Source organism: Streptomyces sp. NPDC005866, assembly GCF_040629895.1.
Classification (GTDB): Bacteria; Actinomycetota; Actinomycetes; order Streptomycetales; family Streptomycetaceae; genus Streptomyces.
This window is the reverse complement of the sequence record NZ_JBEXWP010000034.1, coordinates 1-15,051: the sequence shown is the minus strand read 5'-3', so window position 1 is coordinate 15,051 and position 15,051 is coordinate 1. Positions and strand designations below refer to the sequence as shown.

At 69.9% G+C, this 15,051-nt stretch carries 12 protein-coding genes and 1 pseudogene; 4 read left to right on the top strand and 9 right to left on the bottom strand.

Translation table 11 applies throughout. From position 1 onward, the window contains the following. Positions 1 to 4 precede the first annotated feature (4 nt). Entirely contained in the window at positions 5 to 1,198 is a 1,194-nt protein-coding gene (gene ftsY / locus ABZ396_RS35955; protein ID WP_358921368.1) for a signal recognition particle-docking protein FtsY, read from the bottom strand. A gap of 127 nt (positions 1,199 to 1,325) precedes the next feature. Between ftsY and ABZ396_RS35950 the strand changes: the two genes are divergently transcribed. Continuing rightward, positions 1,326 to 2,798 (top strand): cytosine permease, encoded by a 1,473-nt coding sequence (locus tag ABZ396_RS35950; RefSeq protein WP_358921366.1) that lies wholly within the window; start codon positions 1,326 to 1,328, stop codon positions 2,796 to 2,798. Positions 2,799 to 2,855: 57 nt separating this feature from the next. Then, positions 2,856 to 3,811: pseudogene (locus tag ABZ396_RS35945) on the top strand (LLM class flavin-dependent oxidoreductase). Positions 3,812 to 3,976: 165 nt separating this feature from the next. On the opposite strand, the gene ABZ396_RS35940 reads toward ABZ396_RS35945, so the two are convergent. The 4 genes from ABZ396_RS35940 to ABZ396_RS35925 form a co-directional block, all read right to left on the bottom strand. Next, positions 3,977 to 5,395 carry a sugar porter family MFS transporter gene (locus ABZ396_RS35940; protein WP_358921364.1) on the bottom strand — a complete coding sequence of 473 codons (1,419 nt, stop codon included), beginning with the start codon at positions 5,393 to 5,395 and terminating at the stop codon, positions 3,977 to 3,979. A gap of 259 nt (positions 5,396 to 5,654) precedes the next feature. Then, positions 5,655 to 9,278 carry a chromosome segregation protein SMC gene (smc, locus tag ABZ396_RS35935; protein WP_358921362.1) on the bottom strand — a complete coding sequence of 1,208 codons (3,624 nt, stop codon included), beginning with the start codon at positions 9,276 to 9,278 and terminating at the stop codon, positions 5,655 to 5,657. Positions 9,279 to 9,539: 261 nt separating this feature from the next. Beyond that, positions 9,540 to 9,743, bottom strand: coding sequence for a hypothetical protein (locus ABZ396_RS35930; RefSeq protein ID WP_046733987.1), 204 nt, complete (start codon positions 9,741 to 9,743; stop codon positions 9,540 to 9,542). Between the two features lie 382 nt (positions 9,744 to 10,125). Next, positions 10,126 to 10,407 (bottom strand): acylphosphatase, encoded by a 282-nt coding sequence (locus ABZ396_RS35925; protein ID WP_352219379.1) that lies wholly within the window; start codon positions 10,405 to 10,407, stop codon positions 10,126 to 10,128. Between the two features lie 191 nt (positions 10,408 to 10,598). Here ABZ396_RS35925 and ABZ396_RS35920 point away from each other — a divergent pair, with 191 nt between their 5' ends. Together ABZ396_RS35920 and ABZ396_RS35915 are read left to right on the top strand one after the other, a co-directional pair. Then, positions 10,599 to 11,705, top strand: coding sequence for a CAP domain-containing protein (locus tag ABZ396_RS35920; protein WP_358921360.1), 1,107 nt, complete (start codon positions 10,599 to 10,601; stop codon positions 11,703 to 11,705). 83 nt (positions 11,706 to 11,788) lie between these two features. After that, the gene (locus ABZ396_RS35915; RefSeq protein WP_358921358.1) at positions 11,789 to 12,193 is read left to right on the top strand and encodes a helix-turn-helix domain-containing protein; all 405 of its coding nucleotides are present in this window, start codon (positions 11,789 to 11,791) and stop codon (positions 12,191 to 12,193) included. Here the strand turns inward: ABZ396_RS35915 and mutM are convergent. The 4 genes from mutM to ABZ396_RS35895 form a co-directional block, all read right to left on the bottom strand. Continuing rightward, a complete protein-coding gene (gene mutM, locus ABZ396_RS35910; RefSeq protein WP_358921356.1) occupies positions 12,166 to 13,026 on the bottom strand; it encodes a bifunctional DNA-formamidopyrimidine glycosylase/DNA-(apurinic or apyrimidinic site) lyase in 861 nt (286 codons plus the stop codon). The genes ABZ396_RS35915 and mutM overlap by 28 nt on opposite strands. Positions 13,027 to 13,107: 81 nt before the next feature. Continuing rightward, entirely contained in the window at positions 13,108 to 13,977 is an 870-nt protein-coding gene (rnc, locus tag ABZ396_RS35905; protein WP_358921354.1) for a ribonuclease III, read from the bottom strand. An 8-nt stretch (positions 13,978 to 13,985) separates the two neighbouring features. After that, positions 13,986 to 14,159, bottom strand: a complete 174-nt coding sequence (gene rpmF / locus ABZ396_RS35900; protein WP_003951102.1) for a 50S ribosomal protein L32 — start codon at positions 14,157 to 14,159, stop codon at positions 13,986 to 13,988. Positions 14,160 to 14,161: 2 nt separating this feature from the next. Then, a complete protein-coding gene (locus ABZ396_RS35895) occupies positions 14,162 to 14,812 on the bottom strand; it encodes a YceD family protein (protein WP_358921352.1) in 651 nt (216 codons plus the stop codon). Positions 14,813 to 15,051 lie beyond the last annotated feature (239 nt).

The following is a 15,051-nucleotide window of genomic DNA, read 5'->3' as shown; positions in this document are numbered from 1 at the left end:
CCGGCTACTCACCGATAAGGGCGTCGACGAACGCCTCCGGCTCGAACGGTGCCAGGTCGTCCGCGCCCTCGCCGAGACCGATGAGCTTGACGGGGACACCCAGTTCACGCTGGACCGCGATCACGATGCCGCCCTTCGCGGTGCCGTCCAGCTTGGTGAGCACGATTCCGGTGATGTCGACGACCTCGGCGAACACCCGGGCCTGGACCAGGCCGTTCTGGCCGGTGGTGGCGTCGAGGACGAGCAGTACCTCGTCCAGCGGGGCGTGCTTCTCGACGACGCGCTTGACCTTGCCGAGCTCGTCCATGAGGCCGGTCTTGGTGTGCAGCCGCCCCGCGGTGTCGATGAGCACGGCATCGACGCCCATCTCCTTGCCCTCCTTCACCGCGTCGAACGCGACGGAGGCGGGGTCGCCGCCCTCCGGCCCGCGCACGGTGTAGGCGCCCACACGCTCGCCCCAGGTCTGGAGCTGGTCGGCGGCGGCGGCCCGGAAGGTGTCGGCGGCGCCGAGGACGACCGTACGGCCGTCGGCGACCAGCACGCGCGCGAGCTTGCCGGTGGTGGTGGTCTTGCCGGTGCCGTTCACGCCGACGACCATCACGATGCCCGGCTTGCGGTCGGCGGGCTCGGTCTTCACCCTGCGGTCGGCCTCGGTGCCCAGCAGCTTGAGCAGCTCCTCGCGCAGCAGCCCGCGCAGCTCCTCGGGGGTGCGGGTGCCGAGCACCCTGACGCGCTCGCGCAGCCGCTCGACCAGCTCGGTGGTGGGCTGCACACCGACGTCGGCGGTGAGCAGGGTGTCCTCGATCTCCTCCCACGTCTCGTCGTCGAGGTGCTCGCGCGAGAGCAGCGTGAGCAGCCCCTTGCCGAGCGCGTTCTGGGAGCGGGAGAGCCGGGCGCGCAGCCGGACCAGGCGGCCGGCCGTGGGCTCCGGGATCTCGATCTCGGGAGCCGGGGGCTCCTCTACGACGACGGGAGCCGAGCCGTCGGGAAGGTCGACCTCCTCTATCGTCCGGCGCGGTTCGTCGCGCGGCGTCTCGGCCTCGTCGCCGACGTGCGGCTCGGCCGGGGGCGCGGTGATGTCGGGCGCGGAGGGGGGCGGCGGGGGCAGCGACTTCTTGCGCCGACTGCCGATGACGAGCCCACCGAGTGCGCCGAGCACGACCACGGCGATGACTACAGCAAGGATGAGGGTTTCCATAACCCGTCCAGTATCCATCCCTCCCCCGGGCACGACTTTGCTCCCTCGCGAGGGAGTTTCTGGATGATCCTCCGAATCCGCAGGGGACTTTTGGGGTATTAGTCGGACTAACGTACGATGACTCCCCATGAGCACCACCGCCCACCACGATGGCGCCCTCGAACACCTCGAAGAGTCGCTGGAGCACCACGGCCTCGAAACCCGGGGCATCGAACCGGTACCCGACTCCGAGCGCACCGCGACACCCCGCGGACTGCTGCCCACCTGGATCGCCGCCAACATCAGCGTCCTGCTGCTGACCATGGGCGCGGGTCTGGCGGTGTCGTTCGGACTGAACTTCTGGCAGGCCCTGGTGGTCGGCACTGCCGCGCCGATCGTGTCCTACGGCCTGGTCGGGCTGATCGGCATCGCGGGCAAACGCGGTGGCGCACCGGGCATGGCCCTCTCCCGCGCGGTCTTCGGGCAGCGCGGCAACCTGCTGCCCGGCGCGCTGATCTGGGTGGCGCGCTGGGGCTGGGAGACGATCAACGCGGTGACCGGTGCCTATGCGCTGCTGACCGTCCTGGACATCGTCTTCGGGATCAGGAGCAACACCACCTTGATCATCGTCACCCTCCTGCTCTTCGTGATCACCACGTTCGCGATCTCGGGCATGGGCATCAAGGCGGTCCAGCGCTGCAACCGGTGGGCGACCTGGCTGTTCGGCGGCTTCTCCCTGCTGGTCCTCGGCCATCTGGTCGTGGAGACGGACTGGGGCGGGGTGCTCGGGCGGCCGGCCGGCTCCACGGCCGCGATGATCACGGGGATCGGGCTGATCGCGGCGGGCGGGATGAGCTGGGCGCCGGCCTCGCCGGACTTCACTCGGTACCTGCCGGGTACGGCGTCCTCGGCGGCGATCGTACGCAACACGGTCGGCGGTGCCGGGATCGTCGTACTCCCCATGGTCCTGATGGGCGCCGTGATGGCCTCCGGCACGCCGGACCTGGCCAAGGCGAGCGACCCGGTCTCCTTCCTCGGCGAGATCCTGCCGCTGTGGCTCGCGGTCCCCTATCTGCTGATCGCGCTGGTCGGGATGCTGCTGATCAACGCGATGTCGATGTACTCGGCGGGCTTCACCGCGCAGACACTCGGCTTCCGGCTCCCCCGCCACTGGGCGGTCTCCGTCAACGCGGCCATCTCGCTGGTCCTCGGCGGGGTCCTGATGCTGGCGGCGACCTCGTTCATGGGCTCGTTCATCGCCTTCCTGTCACTGCTGGCGGTGGCGTTCTCGGCGTGGGTGGGCGTGTTCGGGGCCGACATGCTCCGGCGGCGGGAGTACGACGCCACAGCGCTCCTCGACACCACGCGCACCAGCGCCTACTGGTACCGGGCGGGCTTCTCCCCCGCCGCCGTGACGGCCTGGGCGCTCGGTCTGCTGGCCGGGCTCCTGTTCACCACGTCCGACTGGTTCACCGGCCCACTCGCCGCGAACAACCCCGTGGGCCGGTACGGGCTGGGCTGGATCGCGACGATCGTCGTCTCGGGTCTGCTGTACGCGGTGCTCCCGAAGCCGGCGGTGGAGCCGGCGACGGCCGAGGAGCCCGCACCTCTCGCCGTCTGACGCCCCGTCAGCTACTGTCCCCGCACACCCGCCCGGCCAAGGTGAAGGGGAACTCCCATGCCCGTCTCGGTCGTTCGCTTCAACCTCGTCGAGCCGGGGCCGACTCCGCTTCCCTGGGCGCCCGTTACCGGGCCGCAGTGGAGATGGCCGCGTACGCCGACGAGCACGGGGTCGCCACGGTCCAGACCGAGGAACACCACGGAGTCGACAACAACTGGCTGCCGTCGCCTTTCGCCTTCGCGGGCGCGGTGTTCGGGGCGACGCGGAACATCGCGGTGACCGTGTCGGCGGTGATCGGCCCGCTGCGGCTGGCGGAGGACATCGCGGTGCTCGATCTGCTGGGCGCGGGGCGGCTGGTGACGGTGGCCGGGATCGGCTACCGGCCCGAGGAGTACGCCCTGTCCGACGTGGAGTGGAAGCGGCAGGGGCGGCTGCAGGACGAGGTGCTGGAGACGGTGTTGAAGGCGTGGACCGGCGAGGAGTTCGAGTACCGGGGCCATACGGTACGGGTCACACCGCGCCCCTTCACCGATCCGCACCCGCTGCCGGTCGGCGGCTCCTCCAAGGCCGCGGCCCGCCGTGCCGCCCGCCTCGGCCTGCCGTTCTTCCCCAGCGCGCAGCTGCCGGAGCTGGAGGCGTACTGCAAGGAGAAGCTCACCGAGTACGGCACGGAGGGCTGGACGATGATGCCCACGGCGGAGACTCCGCTGCTGCACATCGCCGAGGACCCGGAACGGGCGTGGGAGCGGTACGGGGAGCACTTCCTGCACGAGGCCCGGACGTACGCGTCCTGCCAGTCCGGCGACATCCACTCGGCGGTGCGCTCGGCGGCCACGACGGTGGAGGAGCTTCGCGCGGAGGGCGTCTACCGCATCCTCACGCCGGAGGAGTGTGTGACGGCCGGGCTGGACAACCTGGTCCTGCACCCGCCGGCGGGCGGGACGCCGCTGGAGGAGGGCTGGCGGAGCCTGCGACTGTTCGGGGAGACGGTTCTTCCCGCGCTGCCGGCGTAGCGGGGTGGGGGGTCGTGGAGGGATTCCACGGCCGGCCGAGCAGCCAGGGAGTGAACGGACCGCCGCCCCGCCCGGGCAGTGACCGGGCGGGGCGGCGGGGGGTACGAGGAGAGGGGCAGCGGGGACTTGGCCCTTCTCCCCGAGTCGGGGGCCTCGTTACGAGGCTCAGCCCATCTCCTCCAGGGACTTGCCCTTCGTCTCCTTGACGAACTTGAGGACGAACGGGATGGAGAGGGCCGCGAAGATCGTGTAGATCACGTAGGTCGCGGAGAGGTTCCAGTCGGCCAGCGACGGGAAGCTCGCGGTGATGGCCCAGTTGGCGATCCACTGCGCGGCGGCGGCCACACCCAGGGCGGCGGCGCGGATCCTGTTCGGGAACATCTCGCCGAGGAAGACCCAGACGACCACACCCCAGGACAGGGCGAAGAAGAGAACGAAGACGTGCGCGGCGATCAGGGCGGTCCAGCCCTGCGCAGCCGGCAGCTTGCCGTCGACCAGGTCGTAGGAGAAGGCCCAGGCCTCCAGGCCGAGGCCGACGACCATGCCGGCCGAGCCGATGAGGGCCAGCGGCTTGCGACCGATGCGGTCCACGAAGATCATCGCGATCACGGTACCGATGATGTTGATGATCGACGTCGTGAAGGAGTAGAAGAACGAGTCCGTCGGGTCGACACCGACCGACTGCCACAGCGTCGAGGAGTAGTAGAACGCGACGTTGATGCCGACGAACTGCTGGAAGACCGAGAGACCGATACCGATCCAGACGATCGGCTTGAAGAAGAAGGAGCCGCCGAGCAGGTCCTTGAAGGTCGACTTGTGCTCGCTCTGCATCGCGTGCTTGATCTCGGCGACACGGGCCTTCAGGTCGATCTTGTCGCCCTCGACCTCCTTGAGCACCTCACGGGCGCGGTCTTCCTTGCCCACGGAGATCAGGAAGCGCGGCGACTCGGGGATCGCAAAGGAGAGGAGACCGTAGAGGACGGCCGGGATGACCATGACGCCGAGCATCACCTGCCAGGCCTCGAGGCCCATCAGCTTGCCGCGCTGGTCGCCGCCGGCGGCGTTCAGGATGGCCCAGTTGACCAGCTGCGAGACGGCGATGCCGACGACGATCGCGGCCTGCTGGAAGGAGCCGAGCCGTCCGCGGTACGCGGCCGGGGAGACCTCGGCGATGTAGGCGGGGCCGATGACGGACGCCATACCGATGGCGAATCCGCCGATGATGCGCCAGAAGGCGAGGTCCCACAGCGCGAAGGGCAGCGCGGATCCGACGGCGCTGACCGTGAAGAGGACGGCGGAGATCTGCATGCATCGGATGCGGCCGATCCGGTCGGCTATCCGGCCCGCGGTCGCCGCGCCGATGGCGCAGCCGATCAGCGCGATGGCGATGACCTGGGCCAGGGTCGCGGAGCCGATGCCGTAGCGGCTTCGGATGGCCTCGACGGCGCCGTTGATCACGGCGCTGTCGTAACCGAAGAGGAAGCCGCCCATCGCGGCCGCCGCCGCAATGAAGATGACGTGCCCGAGATGTTCGGGGTGAGCCGTCCTGGCTCCTGGTTGGGGTGCCTGCGCTGTGCTGGTCACAAGAAACTCCTCGGGCCACCCGGCAGCGCTGCCGGGGGTGGGGGTGAGCCCTTTCAGGTTCAAGTGGCGCACAACTTCACGCCCCTCACACCTGAAGGTAAAATCAACGTTGCAGAGACTATGCCTTCAAGTTTCGAAGTCAATAGGCCCCTGCCTGCGAGTTTGAAGGCCAGGTGAAGGTAGATGCGTTCAGTAGTTGAAGCAATGAACGGGATGTGCAGGTCAGGCGGGGGTCGACTGATGTACGCCGCACGCACGGTCAGCGCAGCCGCTGGCTGATGACCTTCGACACACCGTCGCCCTGCATGGACACCCCGTACAGCGCGTCCGCTACCTCCATGGTGCGCTTCTGATGGGTGATCACGATGAGCTGGGAGGACTCCTGGAGCTCCTGCATGATGCGGATCAGCCGCTGGAGGTTGGTGTCGTCCAGGGCCGCCTCGACCTCGTCCATGACATAGAACGGGCTGGGCCGCGCCTTGAAGATCGACACCAGCATCGCTACGGCGGTCAGCGAACGTTCGCCACCCGACAGCAGGGAGAGCCGCTTGACCTTCTTGCCCGGCGGACGCGCCTCGACGTCCACGCCCGTAGTGAGCATGTTGTCGGGGTCGGTCAGGATCAGCCGCCCCTCGCCGCCCGGGAAGAGACGGCTGAAGACGCCCTCGAACTCCCTGGCCGTGTCCCGGAACGCCTCCGTGAAGACCTGTTCGACGCGTTCGTCGACCTCCTTCACCACCTGAAGCAGGTCGGCGCGGGTCTTCTTCAGGTCCTCCAGCTGCTCGCTGAGGAACTTGTGCCGTTCCTCGAGGGCCGCGAACTCCTCCAGGGCGAGCGGGTTGACCTTGCCGAGCTGCTGGTAGGCCCGCTCGGCCGCCTTGAGCCGGCGCTCCTGTTCGGCCCGGTGGAAGGACTTGGGCTGGTTGCGCGGGTGCTCGGGATCCTCCGGCAGCACCTCGCCCTCGGCGGGGGGCGAGGGCGGCACCGGCTGGTGCGGGCCGTACTCCTCGACGAGCCCCGCCGGTTCCACACCGAGCTCCTCCAGCGCCTTGGTCTCCAGCTGCTCGATCCGCAGCCGTTTCTCGGCGCCGAGTACCTCGCCACGGTGAACTGAATCCGTGAGCTTGTCGAGCTCCGCCTTGAGGTGGCGGCCGGTGTTGCGGGCGGCGGTCAGCTCCTGCTCGTGCCGGGCCTTCGCGGCCTCGGCGGCGGCCCGCTCCCGCTCGGCCCGGCCGACCGAGACCTCGACATGCGCGAGCAGCTGGCGGGCGCCGGAGGCGACGGCCTCCGCGACCGCAGCCTCGTGGCGCAGCCGGGCCCGTCGCTGGTCCGCACGCGCGCGTGCCTCGCGTTCCGCGCGGGCGGCGCGGTCCAGGGAGTCGGCGCGTCCGGCGAGGCCCTTGACCCGCTCCTCGTGCGTACGGACCTGGAGGCGGGCCTCCATCTCGGTCTGGCGGGCGTTGGCGCCGTCGGCGGCCAGACGATCCCGCACCGAGGTGTCCGGCTCCTCCTCGACCGGCATCTCCTCGGCCACGGCGAGCCGCTCGGCCAGCACCTCGACCTCTTCCAGGGCCTTGTCCAGGGACTCCTGGGCGCGCGCGGCTGCGGCCGTGGAACGTTCCGCCTCACCGGCCGCGCCGCGCGCCTGTCCGGAGAGCCGGCCGAGCTGCTGGGCCACGGCCGACTTCTCCCGGTCGGCGGCGCGGCGGCGCTCCGCCAGTTCCTCGACCAGCGCGGTGCACGCCTTGCGGTGTTCCTGGGCCGCCTGCTGGTTCTCGGCCAGGGTCTCGCAGCGAACCGCCAGCTCTTCCAGCTCGGCGGCGGCCTCGTCGACGGAGGCCTGCACTTCGAGGAGGCTGGGGGCGCCCGCGGAGCCGCCGTGTGCGAAGTGCGCGCCGAGGAGGTCGCCTTCGGCGGTGACGGCGGTGAGGTCGGGGCGGGCGTAGACCAGGGCCTCGGCGGCTTCGAGGTCGTCGACCACGACGATGCCGTGCAGGAGGCGGCGGACGGCGGGCATGAGGTCGGCGGGACCGCGCACCAGATCTTCGGCGAAGACCCCGGAGGGGGGTGCGGGGAGGGGGCGTCGGCCGGGTGCGGGTGCGTGGTGGCCGGTCGCGCCGTTCCCCGCGCCCCTGGGGGGCGCTTCAGCCGGGGGTGTCTCAGGGGTGCACGACAGGAGCAGGGCCGCCCGGCCTCCGTCCTGCTTGCGTAGGAGGCGGATCGCGTCGGTCGCCGCGGCCGGGGTTGTCACGGCGATCGCGTCCGCCGCCGTGCCGAACGCCGCCGCCAGGGCCACCTCGTGGCCCGAAGTCACCGTCAGCAGCTCCGCCGCCGGGCCCAGCACCCCGGTGAGGCGGTCCCGGGCGCCGAGCAGTATTCCGGTGCCGTCCTTGCGGCGCAGGCCCAGCGCCAGCGCCTCGTGGCGGGCCTGGGTCGCGGCGCGCCGGCGTTCCACCGCGGTGGTCGCCTCGCGGGCCGCGGTCAGGGCCGTCTCCGCCTCGGCGAGCCGCAGCTTGGCCTGCTCGTGCTGTCCGGCCAGTTCCTCGTCACCGGCGTCGAGGCCGTCGACCTCCGCCTTGAGCGCCTCGTACTCCTCCTGCGCCGAGACGGCCCGCTCCTGGGCCTCGTCTCGGGCGGCGGCGAGGCGGTCGATCTCGGCCTGGGCGGAGGCGGCGCGGGAACGGGCCGCGTTGACCTGGCCGTTCAGCCGGGCCAGGCTCTCCCGGCGGTCGGCGATGGAGCGGGCCACGTCCTTCAGGCGCCGTTCCTCATGGGCCAGCTCGCGCTCCAGTTCGGCGCGGTGCGCGACGGTGTCGTCGAGGGTTCGCTGGGCCGCCTCCAGGGCCGCCTCCAGCTCGGCCTCCTGCTCACGGATGCGGTTGGCCTCGCGCTCCATGTCCTCCGGGTCGCGGCCGCGCCGCTCCTCGGGCGGCGCGGAGGTGGCGCTCTTCACCCGGGCGTCGGCCAGCGAGATGGTGCCGCGCACCCGCTCGGCCAGCTGGGACAGCTCGTACCAGGTCTGCTGGGCGCGCTGGAGACGCGGGGTGAGCTGCCGTACCTCGTCCTCCAGGAGCGCCTCCCGCTGGAGGGCCTTCTTCAGCTCCTGTTCGGCGGCTTCCTTGCGTTCCTTGAGGGCGGCCTCGTCCGCGATCTCGGTCTGCAGCGCCTGGCGCAGTCGTACGAGATCGTCGGCCAGCAGGCGCAGGCGCGCGTCGCGCAGGTCCGCCTGGATGACGGCGGCCCTGCGGGCGACCGCCGCCTGGCGGCCGAGGGGCTTGAGCTGGCGCCGCAGCTCGTCGGTCAGGTCCTGCACGCGCGCGAGGTTGGCCTGCATCGCGTCCAGCTTCCTGAGCGCCTTCTCCTTGCGCCTGCGGTGCTTGAGGACGCCGGCCGCCTCTTCGATGAAGGCCCTGCGGCCCATGGGATCCGCGTGCAGGACGGAGTCGAGCTGGCCCTGGCCGACGATGACGTGCATCTCGCGGCCGATACCGGAGTCGGAGAGCAGCTCCTGGATGTCGAGGAGGCGACACGTGTCGCCGTTGATCTGGTACTCGCTGCCGCCGTTGCGGAACATGATCCGCGTGATGGTGACCTCGGCGTACTCGATGGGCAGCGCGCCGTCGGAGTTGTCGATGGTCAGGGACACCTCGGCGCGGCCCAGGGGCGGGCGGCCGGTGGTGCCGGCGAAGATGACGTCCTCCATCTTGCCGCCGCGCAGTGACTTGGCACCCTGTTCGCCCATGACCCAGCTGAGCGCGTCCACGACATTGGACTTGCCCGAGCCGTTCGGACCGACGACGCACGTGATCCCCGGCTCGAACCGGAGCGTGGTCGCCGAGGCGAACGACTTGAACCCTCGGAGGGTCAGGGCCTTGAGATGCACGCCGTCGGACTTTACCCGGCTGCGCTACCGCACTCCACGAAGCCTCGCAACCTCACGGTTTCGCGCATGAACATGCAGGGCACACCAGACGTTAAAGAGGGTGAAAGGATGCGCGGGGCTGGAAGGGGCCGGGCGCGGGGGCAAGAGGGCAAGAGGGCAAGAAAGAAGGGACGCCGGGGGCGTCCCTTGCAAATCTTGACGACTTAGCGGTTGAAAGAGCTGCCCAACCGCCGCATGTGCCGTTGTGGAGCGATGCAGCGATCAGGTGAGCGCAGGCTCCGCCTGGTTTGCGTCGATGCTCTCCATGATCCTGTCGTGAGAAGCGGCAGCCGTCAGCGCATCGTTCTCGGCCTGAATCCGTCCCAACTCGGATTCGAGGTCCTGGACACGCTGCTGGAGCCGTCGCATCTCGGCGAGGAGTCGCGGGTCGGAGCCGCCGACGTAACCGAGAAGCGCCTTTGCCATGATGGATGGTCCTCCACACTGAGTGACCGACCGAAGTGGTGTGGGTCGTGAGGGATTCGCACCCGCGGTGCTTGACACATTCGAGTGTTGCTCGGGTGTTGCTCCATGCCAAACAGCTAAGGTGCGCGGGGCTTTCAGCGTCTCACCAAAAAGTTTGACGGTCAACACGATCACGCCCTGTATTGGTGGGCGAACCCGGGCGCGCGCGGCTTCGGACCGGCGGCGCTGCGACTCCTGCGGGGCCCTCAGGACGTGGCGATCATCTTTATGTGCGGAGCCTGCCACGACAAGCGATTGTTGGCAACCACCAGGCCGTTTCCGCTCCGGGCACCTGCCGGTGGCAGTTCGCTCCGCTTCCGCCTGCGGACTTTACGCGGCGGGGTCAGCGGATGGCGAAGCCGTCGTAACCGCCCCGGGGTGTGTCCCAGATCTCGGTGACACCCTCCACCCGCCCGGGCGTGTCATCGCCCTGGAGCCAGTCGAGCAGCCCCTCGCAGCCCGCCCGGGAGCCCTCCGCGACCACCTGGACTCGGCCGTCGCCCAAATTGAGAGCAAAGCCACTCAGGCCGCCGATCTCCAGTGCCTTGGCCCGCGTGAACCAGCGAAATCCCACGCCCTGTACGCGTCCACGGACCCAGGCGACCAGTCGTACATCCTCGCTCATGGCTGCAACCTAACCGGCCAATGTCACTCGGAGCACTTCCGCCTTCGTCGCCATGCGGTACCGTCCCGACGCAATGAATCTCATCTGAAACTCACTCGATCGAGTGAGTCTGGTTGACCAGAAGGAGTCATTGGCCACACCGGCCCCTGGTCGACCCTGACCGCGAGGACGAGGGAAGAAGGCAAGGACACATGGGACGCCACCGACGCTCCGCCGCCGGCCGCGCCACCACGGGGGTCACGGGGGACAACGGCTCGTACGCGGGCGGCGACGACCCGCAGTACGCGGGCCTCCGCTTCGGGATGGGCACGGCGGCCTATCTGCACCAGGATGCCTACGCCGACGCCAACGCGCGCAGCTCCGCCTACCTGTACGAGACCGGCGCCGACCACGCCCGGGCCGACGAGACGGCCGTCTTCTCCCCCGAGGAGTTCGCCCCGGCCGTCGGCGGCTCCCCCGCGGGCAGCGGGCACCGACGCAAGAGGAAGGCCGGACGGCCGGTGCGCACGGGGCTGCTCGGGGTCTCGGCCGCCGTCGCGATCGGCACCGTCGCGGTGGCCAGCGGTGTGATGCCGGGCCTGGAGAACTACAAGCTCGGCGGCACCACCACCACCGGCGGCGAGCAGGTGCAGGCCGACGGGGCGCCCAGCAACACGGCCGCCGAGCAGGGCGGCACCTCCGGCAGCGCCGAGAGCCAGGGCACCGGCTCCTCGAACAGCCGTGGCACCCAGCGCTCCGCATCGCCCACGGCCACGGCCTCCGCGTCCGCCTCCGCCTCCGCCTCCCCGTCGCCCACCCCGACGAAGACGGCGACCGAGAAGCCCACGCCCCGCGCCACGCCGTCCAATAAGGCGAAGCCCAAGCCGACCAGGAGGGCCACCAAGGCGCCGGTGACCTCCGCGCCGATCACCGTGTCCGAGGCGGCCGCCGCCGAGGCCCAGGTGCTCAAGCTGGTGAACGAGGAGCGGGCCAAGGTCGGCTGCAGCGCACTGTCCGCGAACTCCTCGCTGACCGGGCTGGCCGAGTCCTTCAGCGGGGACATGGCCGCACGGGACTTCTTCGACCACACCGACCCGGACGGCAAGACGCCGTGGGACCGGGCGGCGACCGCCGGCATAGCCAACCTGGGCGGCGAGAACATAGCCCGTGGTCAGGCCACCGCGCAGGCCGTCATGGACGCCTGGATGAACAGCGAGGGCCACCGCGCCAACATACTGAACTGCGACTTCAAGACCCTCGGGGTCGGGGTGCACTTCGGTGCGGGCGGCCCCTGGTGGACGCAGGACTTCGGGTACTGAGCCGTCTCGGACACACTCCGGATGCGCTAACCAGCAGTTAGCGCATCCTGTCGGTCAGCGCTGTGCTCCCGTACGCTTGACGCATGACCATCAGCACCCAGGACCGTCCCGAGGAGACGCATCCTCCGTACGACGTCTTCGCCCGGGCCTGTCCCTCGCGCACCACGCTCGAACATGTCATGGGCCGCTGGGGCGGGCTGACGCTGAGCGCGCTGCACGAGGGTTCGTTCCGGTTCAACGAGCTGCGCCGGCGCGTGGACGGCGTCAGCGAGAAGATGCTCTCCCAGACGCTTCAGGCGCTGGAGCGCGACGGCCTGGTGCACCGCGAGGCCCAGCCGACCAACCCGCCGCGCGTCGACTACGAACTCACCCCGCTCGGCCGCGAGGTCGCCGAACGCCTGCTGTCCGTCGTCCGCTTCGTGGAGAGCCGGATGGGCGAGGTGCTGGCGGCCCGGGAACGTTACGACGAGACGCGCGGCGCCCGCTGACACTTCGGGCAGAAGTAGCTGGACCGGTTCATCCAGGGCCGCCTGCGCATCGGCGTCCCGCACCGCCGGCAGGGCAGTCCCTCCCGGCCGTACGCGTCGAGCGAGCGGTCGAAGTACCCCGACTCGCCGTTGACGTTGACGTAGAGGCTGTCGAAGCTGGTGCCGCCGACGGACAGGGCCGCGTTCATCACGTCCCGTACATGGCCGAGGAGTTCGGCGGTGCGCGGGCGGGTGAAGCCGGCGGTCGGGCGCTCGTAGTGGACACGGGCCCGCCAAAGGGCCTCGTCCGCGTAGATGTTGCCGACTCCGCTGATCAACGACTGGTCGAGCAGCGCCCTTTTGATGGTGGATCGCTTCCGGCGCAGCGCCTGGTGGAAGGCCTCGTCGTCGAACAGCGGGTCGAGGGGGTCGCGGGCGATGTGCGCGATGACGTCGGGCAGTCCGTCGAGGCTGTTGTCGTGCAACGACAGTCCGCCGAAGGTGCGTTGGTCGACGAAACGGAGTTCGGTACCGAGGCCGTCGGCGAATCCGACGCGGATTCTGAGGTGCTTCTCGTCCGGTGTCTCGTGCGGCTGCACCAGCAGCTGTCCACTCATGCCGAGGTGGGCGAGGATCGACTGGTTGGTGTCCTCAAGCGGCAGCCACAGGTACTTGCCGCGCCGGCTCGGGGTGCCGACGCGGTGGCCCTTGAGCCGGTGCGTGAAGTCGTCGGCACCGGCGAGGTGCCGTCGTACGGCACGCGGGTGCAGTACTTCGGTCTCGGCTACGACGCGATGGGCGATCCACCGCTCCAGGCCGCGCCGTACGACCTCGACCTCGGGCAATTCGGGCATCGCGTCTCCCGGGTGGGACCGTGGACGATCCGAGCGCCCGGCCCCTTCCCAGGGCCGGGCGCTCGGTCATCGCGCTGTTCTTCAGGCGGAGGCGGCGGACGACGAGCCGTCGTCCTCCTCGGCTGCGGCGGCTTCTTCCGCAGCCGCCTCGGCTGCCTCGGCTGCCTTGACTGCCTGGGCTCGCTCGTCCGCCGCGGCACGGATGGCGCGCCAGGCGGACTCGGCGGCCTGCTGTTCCGCCTCCTTCTTGCTGCGGCCGGTGCCGGTGCCGTACGAGACGCCTCCGACGCGGGCGGCAGCAGTGAAGGTCTTCTCGTGGTCGGGGCCGGTCTCCGTGACCAGGTACTCGGGCACGCCGAGGCCCTCCGTCGCGGTGAGCTCCTGGAGACTGGTCTTCCAGTCCAGGCCGGCTCCGAGGTTCGAGGACTTCTCGATCAGCGGGTCGAAGAGCCGGTGCACCAGCTCGGACGCCGAGTCGAGGCCCTGGTCGAGATAGACCGCGCCGATCACCGCTTCCAGGGTGTCGGCGAGGATGGACGCCTTGTCCCGGCCGCCCGTGCCTTCTTCACCGCGGCCGAGCCGGATGAAGGAGCCCAGGTCGAGACCGCGGCCCACCTCCGCGAGCGCACGCGAGTTCACCACCGCAGCCCGGAGCTTGGCCAGCTGGCCCTCGGGCAGGTCCGGATGGGTCTTGTACAGCGTGTCCGTGACGACGAGGCCGAGGACGGAGTCACCGAGGAACTCCAGCCGCTCGTTCGTCGGCAGGCCGCCGTTCTCGTACGCGTAGGAACGGTGGGTCAGAGCACGCACCAGAAGGGCGGACTCGAGCTTGTAGCCGAGCCGCCCTTCCAGAAGCGTGTGGGACGAGGCTGTGTTGTCCGTTTTCTTCTTGGCGGATGGGTCCGCCTTGGCGTCATCCGCCTTCTTGGGACTGGACACAGTGCCTCTCACCTGGCCGCTCAGACTTCGAGGACCTGGCGCTTGTTGTAGGTGCCACAAGACGGGCACGCGATGTGCTGCTGCTTGGGCTCGTGGCAGCGCTCGCACGCAACCAGGGTGGGGACCGCAGCCTTCCACTGCGACCGGCGGTGGCGCGTGTTGCTGCGCGACATCTTCCGCTTCGGAACAGCCACGGCTACTTCTCCTGCTTCTCGTCGACGCCCGCTTCCGCGTCAGCGCCGCTCATCTCGTCCTTCTCGCCGTCCTTCATGGAACCGGCGAGTCCCTGCAAAGCCGCCCAACGGATGTCGACGGCGTCGTGGTGGTGGCCCGGGTCGTCCGCAAGGCGCGCTCCGCACTCGGAGCACAGCCCTGGACAGTCGTCCTGGCACACCGGCTGCATCGGCAGTGCGAGCACCACCGCATCACGCAGCACTGGTTCGAGGTCGAACAAGCCGTCCTCGATGAAGTACCTGTCCTCGTCGTCCTCGGCGTCGTCGCCCGGTTCCGCGATCACGCGGCCCCGGTCGTCGGCGTCAGGGTACGAGAACAGTTCCTGGAAGTCCGCTTCGAGCTCCTGCTCGACCGGCTCCAGACACCTTACGCACTCCCCCTCGGCCTGCGCACGGGCGGTGCCTGTGACGAGCACCCCTTCCATGACCGACTCGAGCCGGAGTTCGAGCTCCACCGGGGCGCCTTCCGGCACTCCGATGACCCCTTTGATCCCGAAGTCCTCGGGAGCGTCGATCGTGCGGGACAGGCGCTGCAGCGCGCCAGGACGCCGCCCCAGCTCGTGTGTGTCGAACACGAACGGGTTGCGGTGGTCGAGGCGTGCGTGAGGAGCCATTCCTGCTTTCGATCTTCGAATTCAGAGGGACGCCGTCCGGAAGATGCCCCCGGGCAGCGTTGATCGCAGGTGTAGACGCGACCGAACAGTCAGGATACTGGACCTTTCGCTGTCGGCCCAATCCGCTGGCCGTCCGCCGGTCCCCTAGGGCCTGTCGTTTGGATCAGGCCGCAGGTCAGTGGCGGTGCAGTTCGATGCCGGGGAGCGGGGGCCGGTGCGTGTGGCTGCAAGGCGGAGGA

Bases quoted from the DNA above. Each gene is read 5' to 3' on its own strand.
- ftsY (WP_358921368.1), bottom strand. From the start codon at position 1,198: ATGGAAACCCTCATCCTTGCTGTAGTCATCGCCGTGGTCGTGCTCGGC.
- ABZ396_RS35950 (WP_358921366.1), top strand. From the start codon at position 1,326: ATGAGCACCACCGCCCACCACGATGGCGCCCTCGAACACCTCGAAGAG.
- ABZ396_RS35930 (WP_046733987.1), bottom strand. From the start codon at position 9,743: ATGGCAAAGGCGCTTCTCGGTTACGTCGGCGGCTCCGACCCGCGACTC.
- ABZ396_RS35925 (WP_352219379.1), bottom strand. From the start codon at position 10,407: ATGAGCGAGGATGTACGACTGGTCGCCTGGGTCCGTGGACGCGTACAG.
- ABZ396_RS35920 (WP_358921360.1), top strand. From the start codon at position 10,599: ATGGGACGCCACCGACGCTCCGCCGCCGGCCGCGCCACCACGGGGGTC.
- ABZ396_RS35915 (WP_358921358.1), top strand. From the start codon at position 11,789: ATGACCATCAGCACCCAGGACCGTCCCGAGGAGACGCATCCTCCGTAC.
- mutM (WP_358921356.1), bottom strand. From the start codon at position 13,026: ATGCCCGAATTGCCCGAGGTCGAGGTCGTACGGCGCGGCCTGGAGCGG.
- ABZ396_RS35895 (WP_358921352.1), bottom strand. From the start codon at position 14,812: ATGGCTCCTCACGCACGCCTCGACCACCGCAACCCGTTCGTGTTCGAC.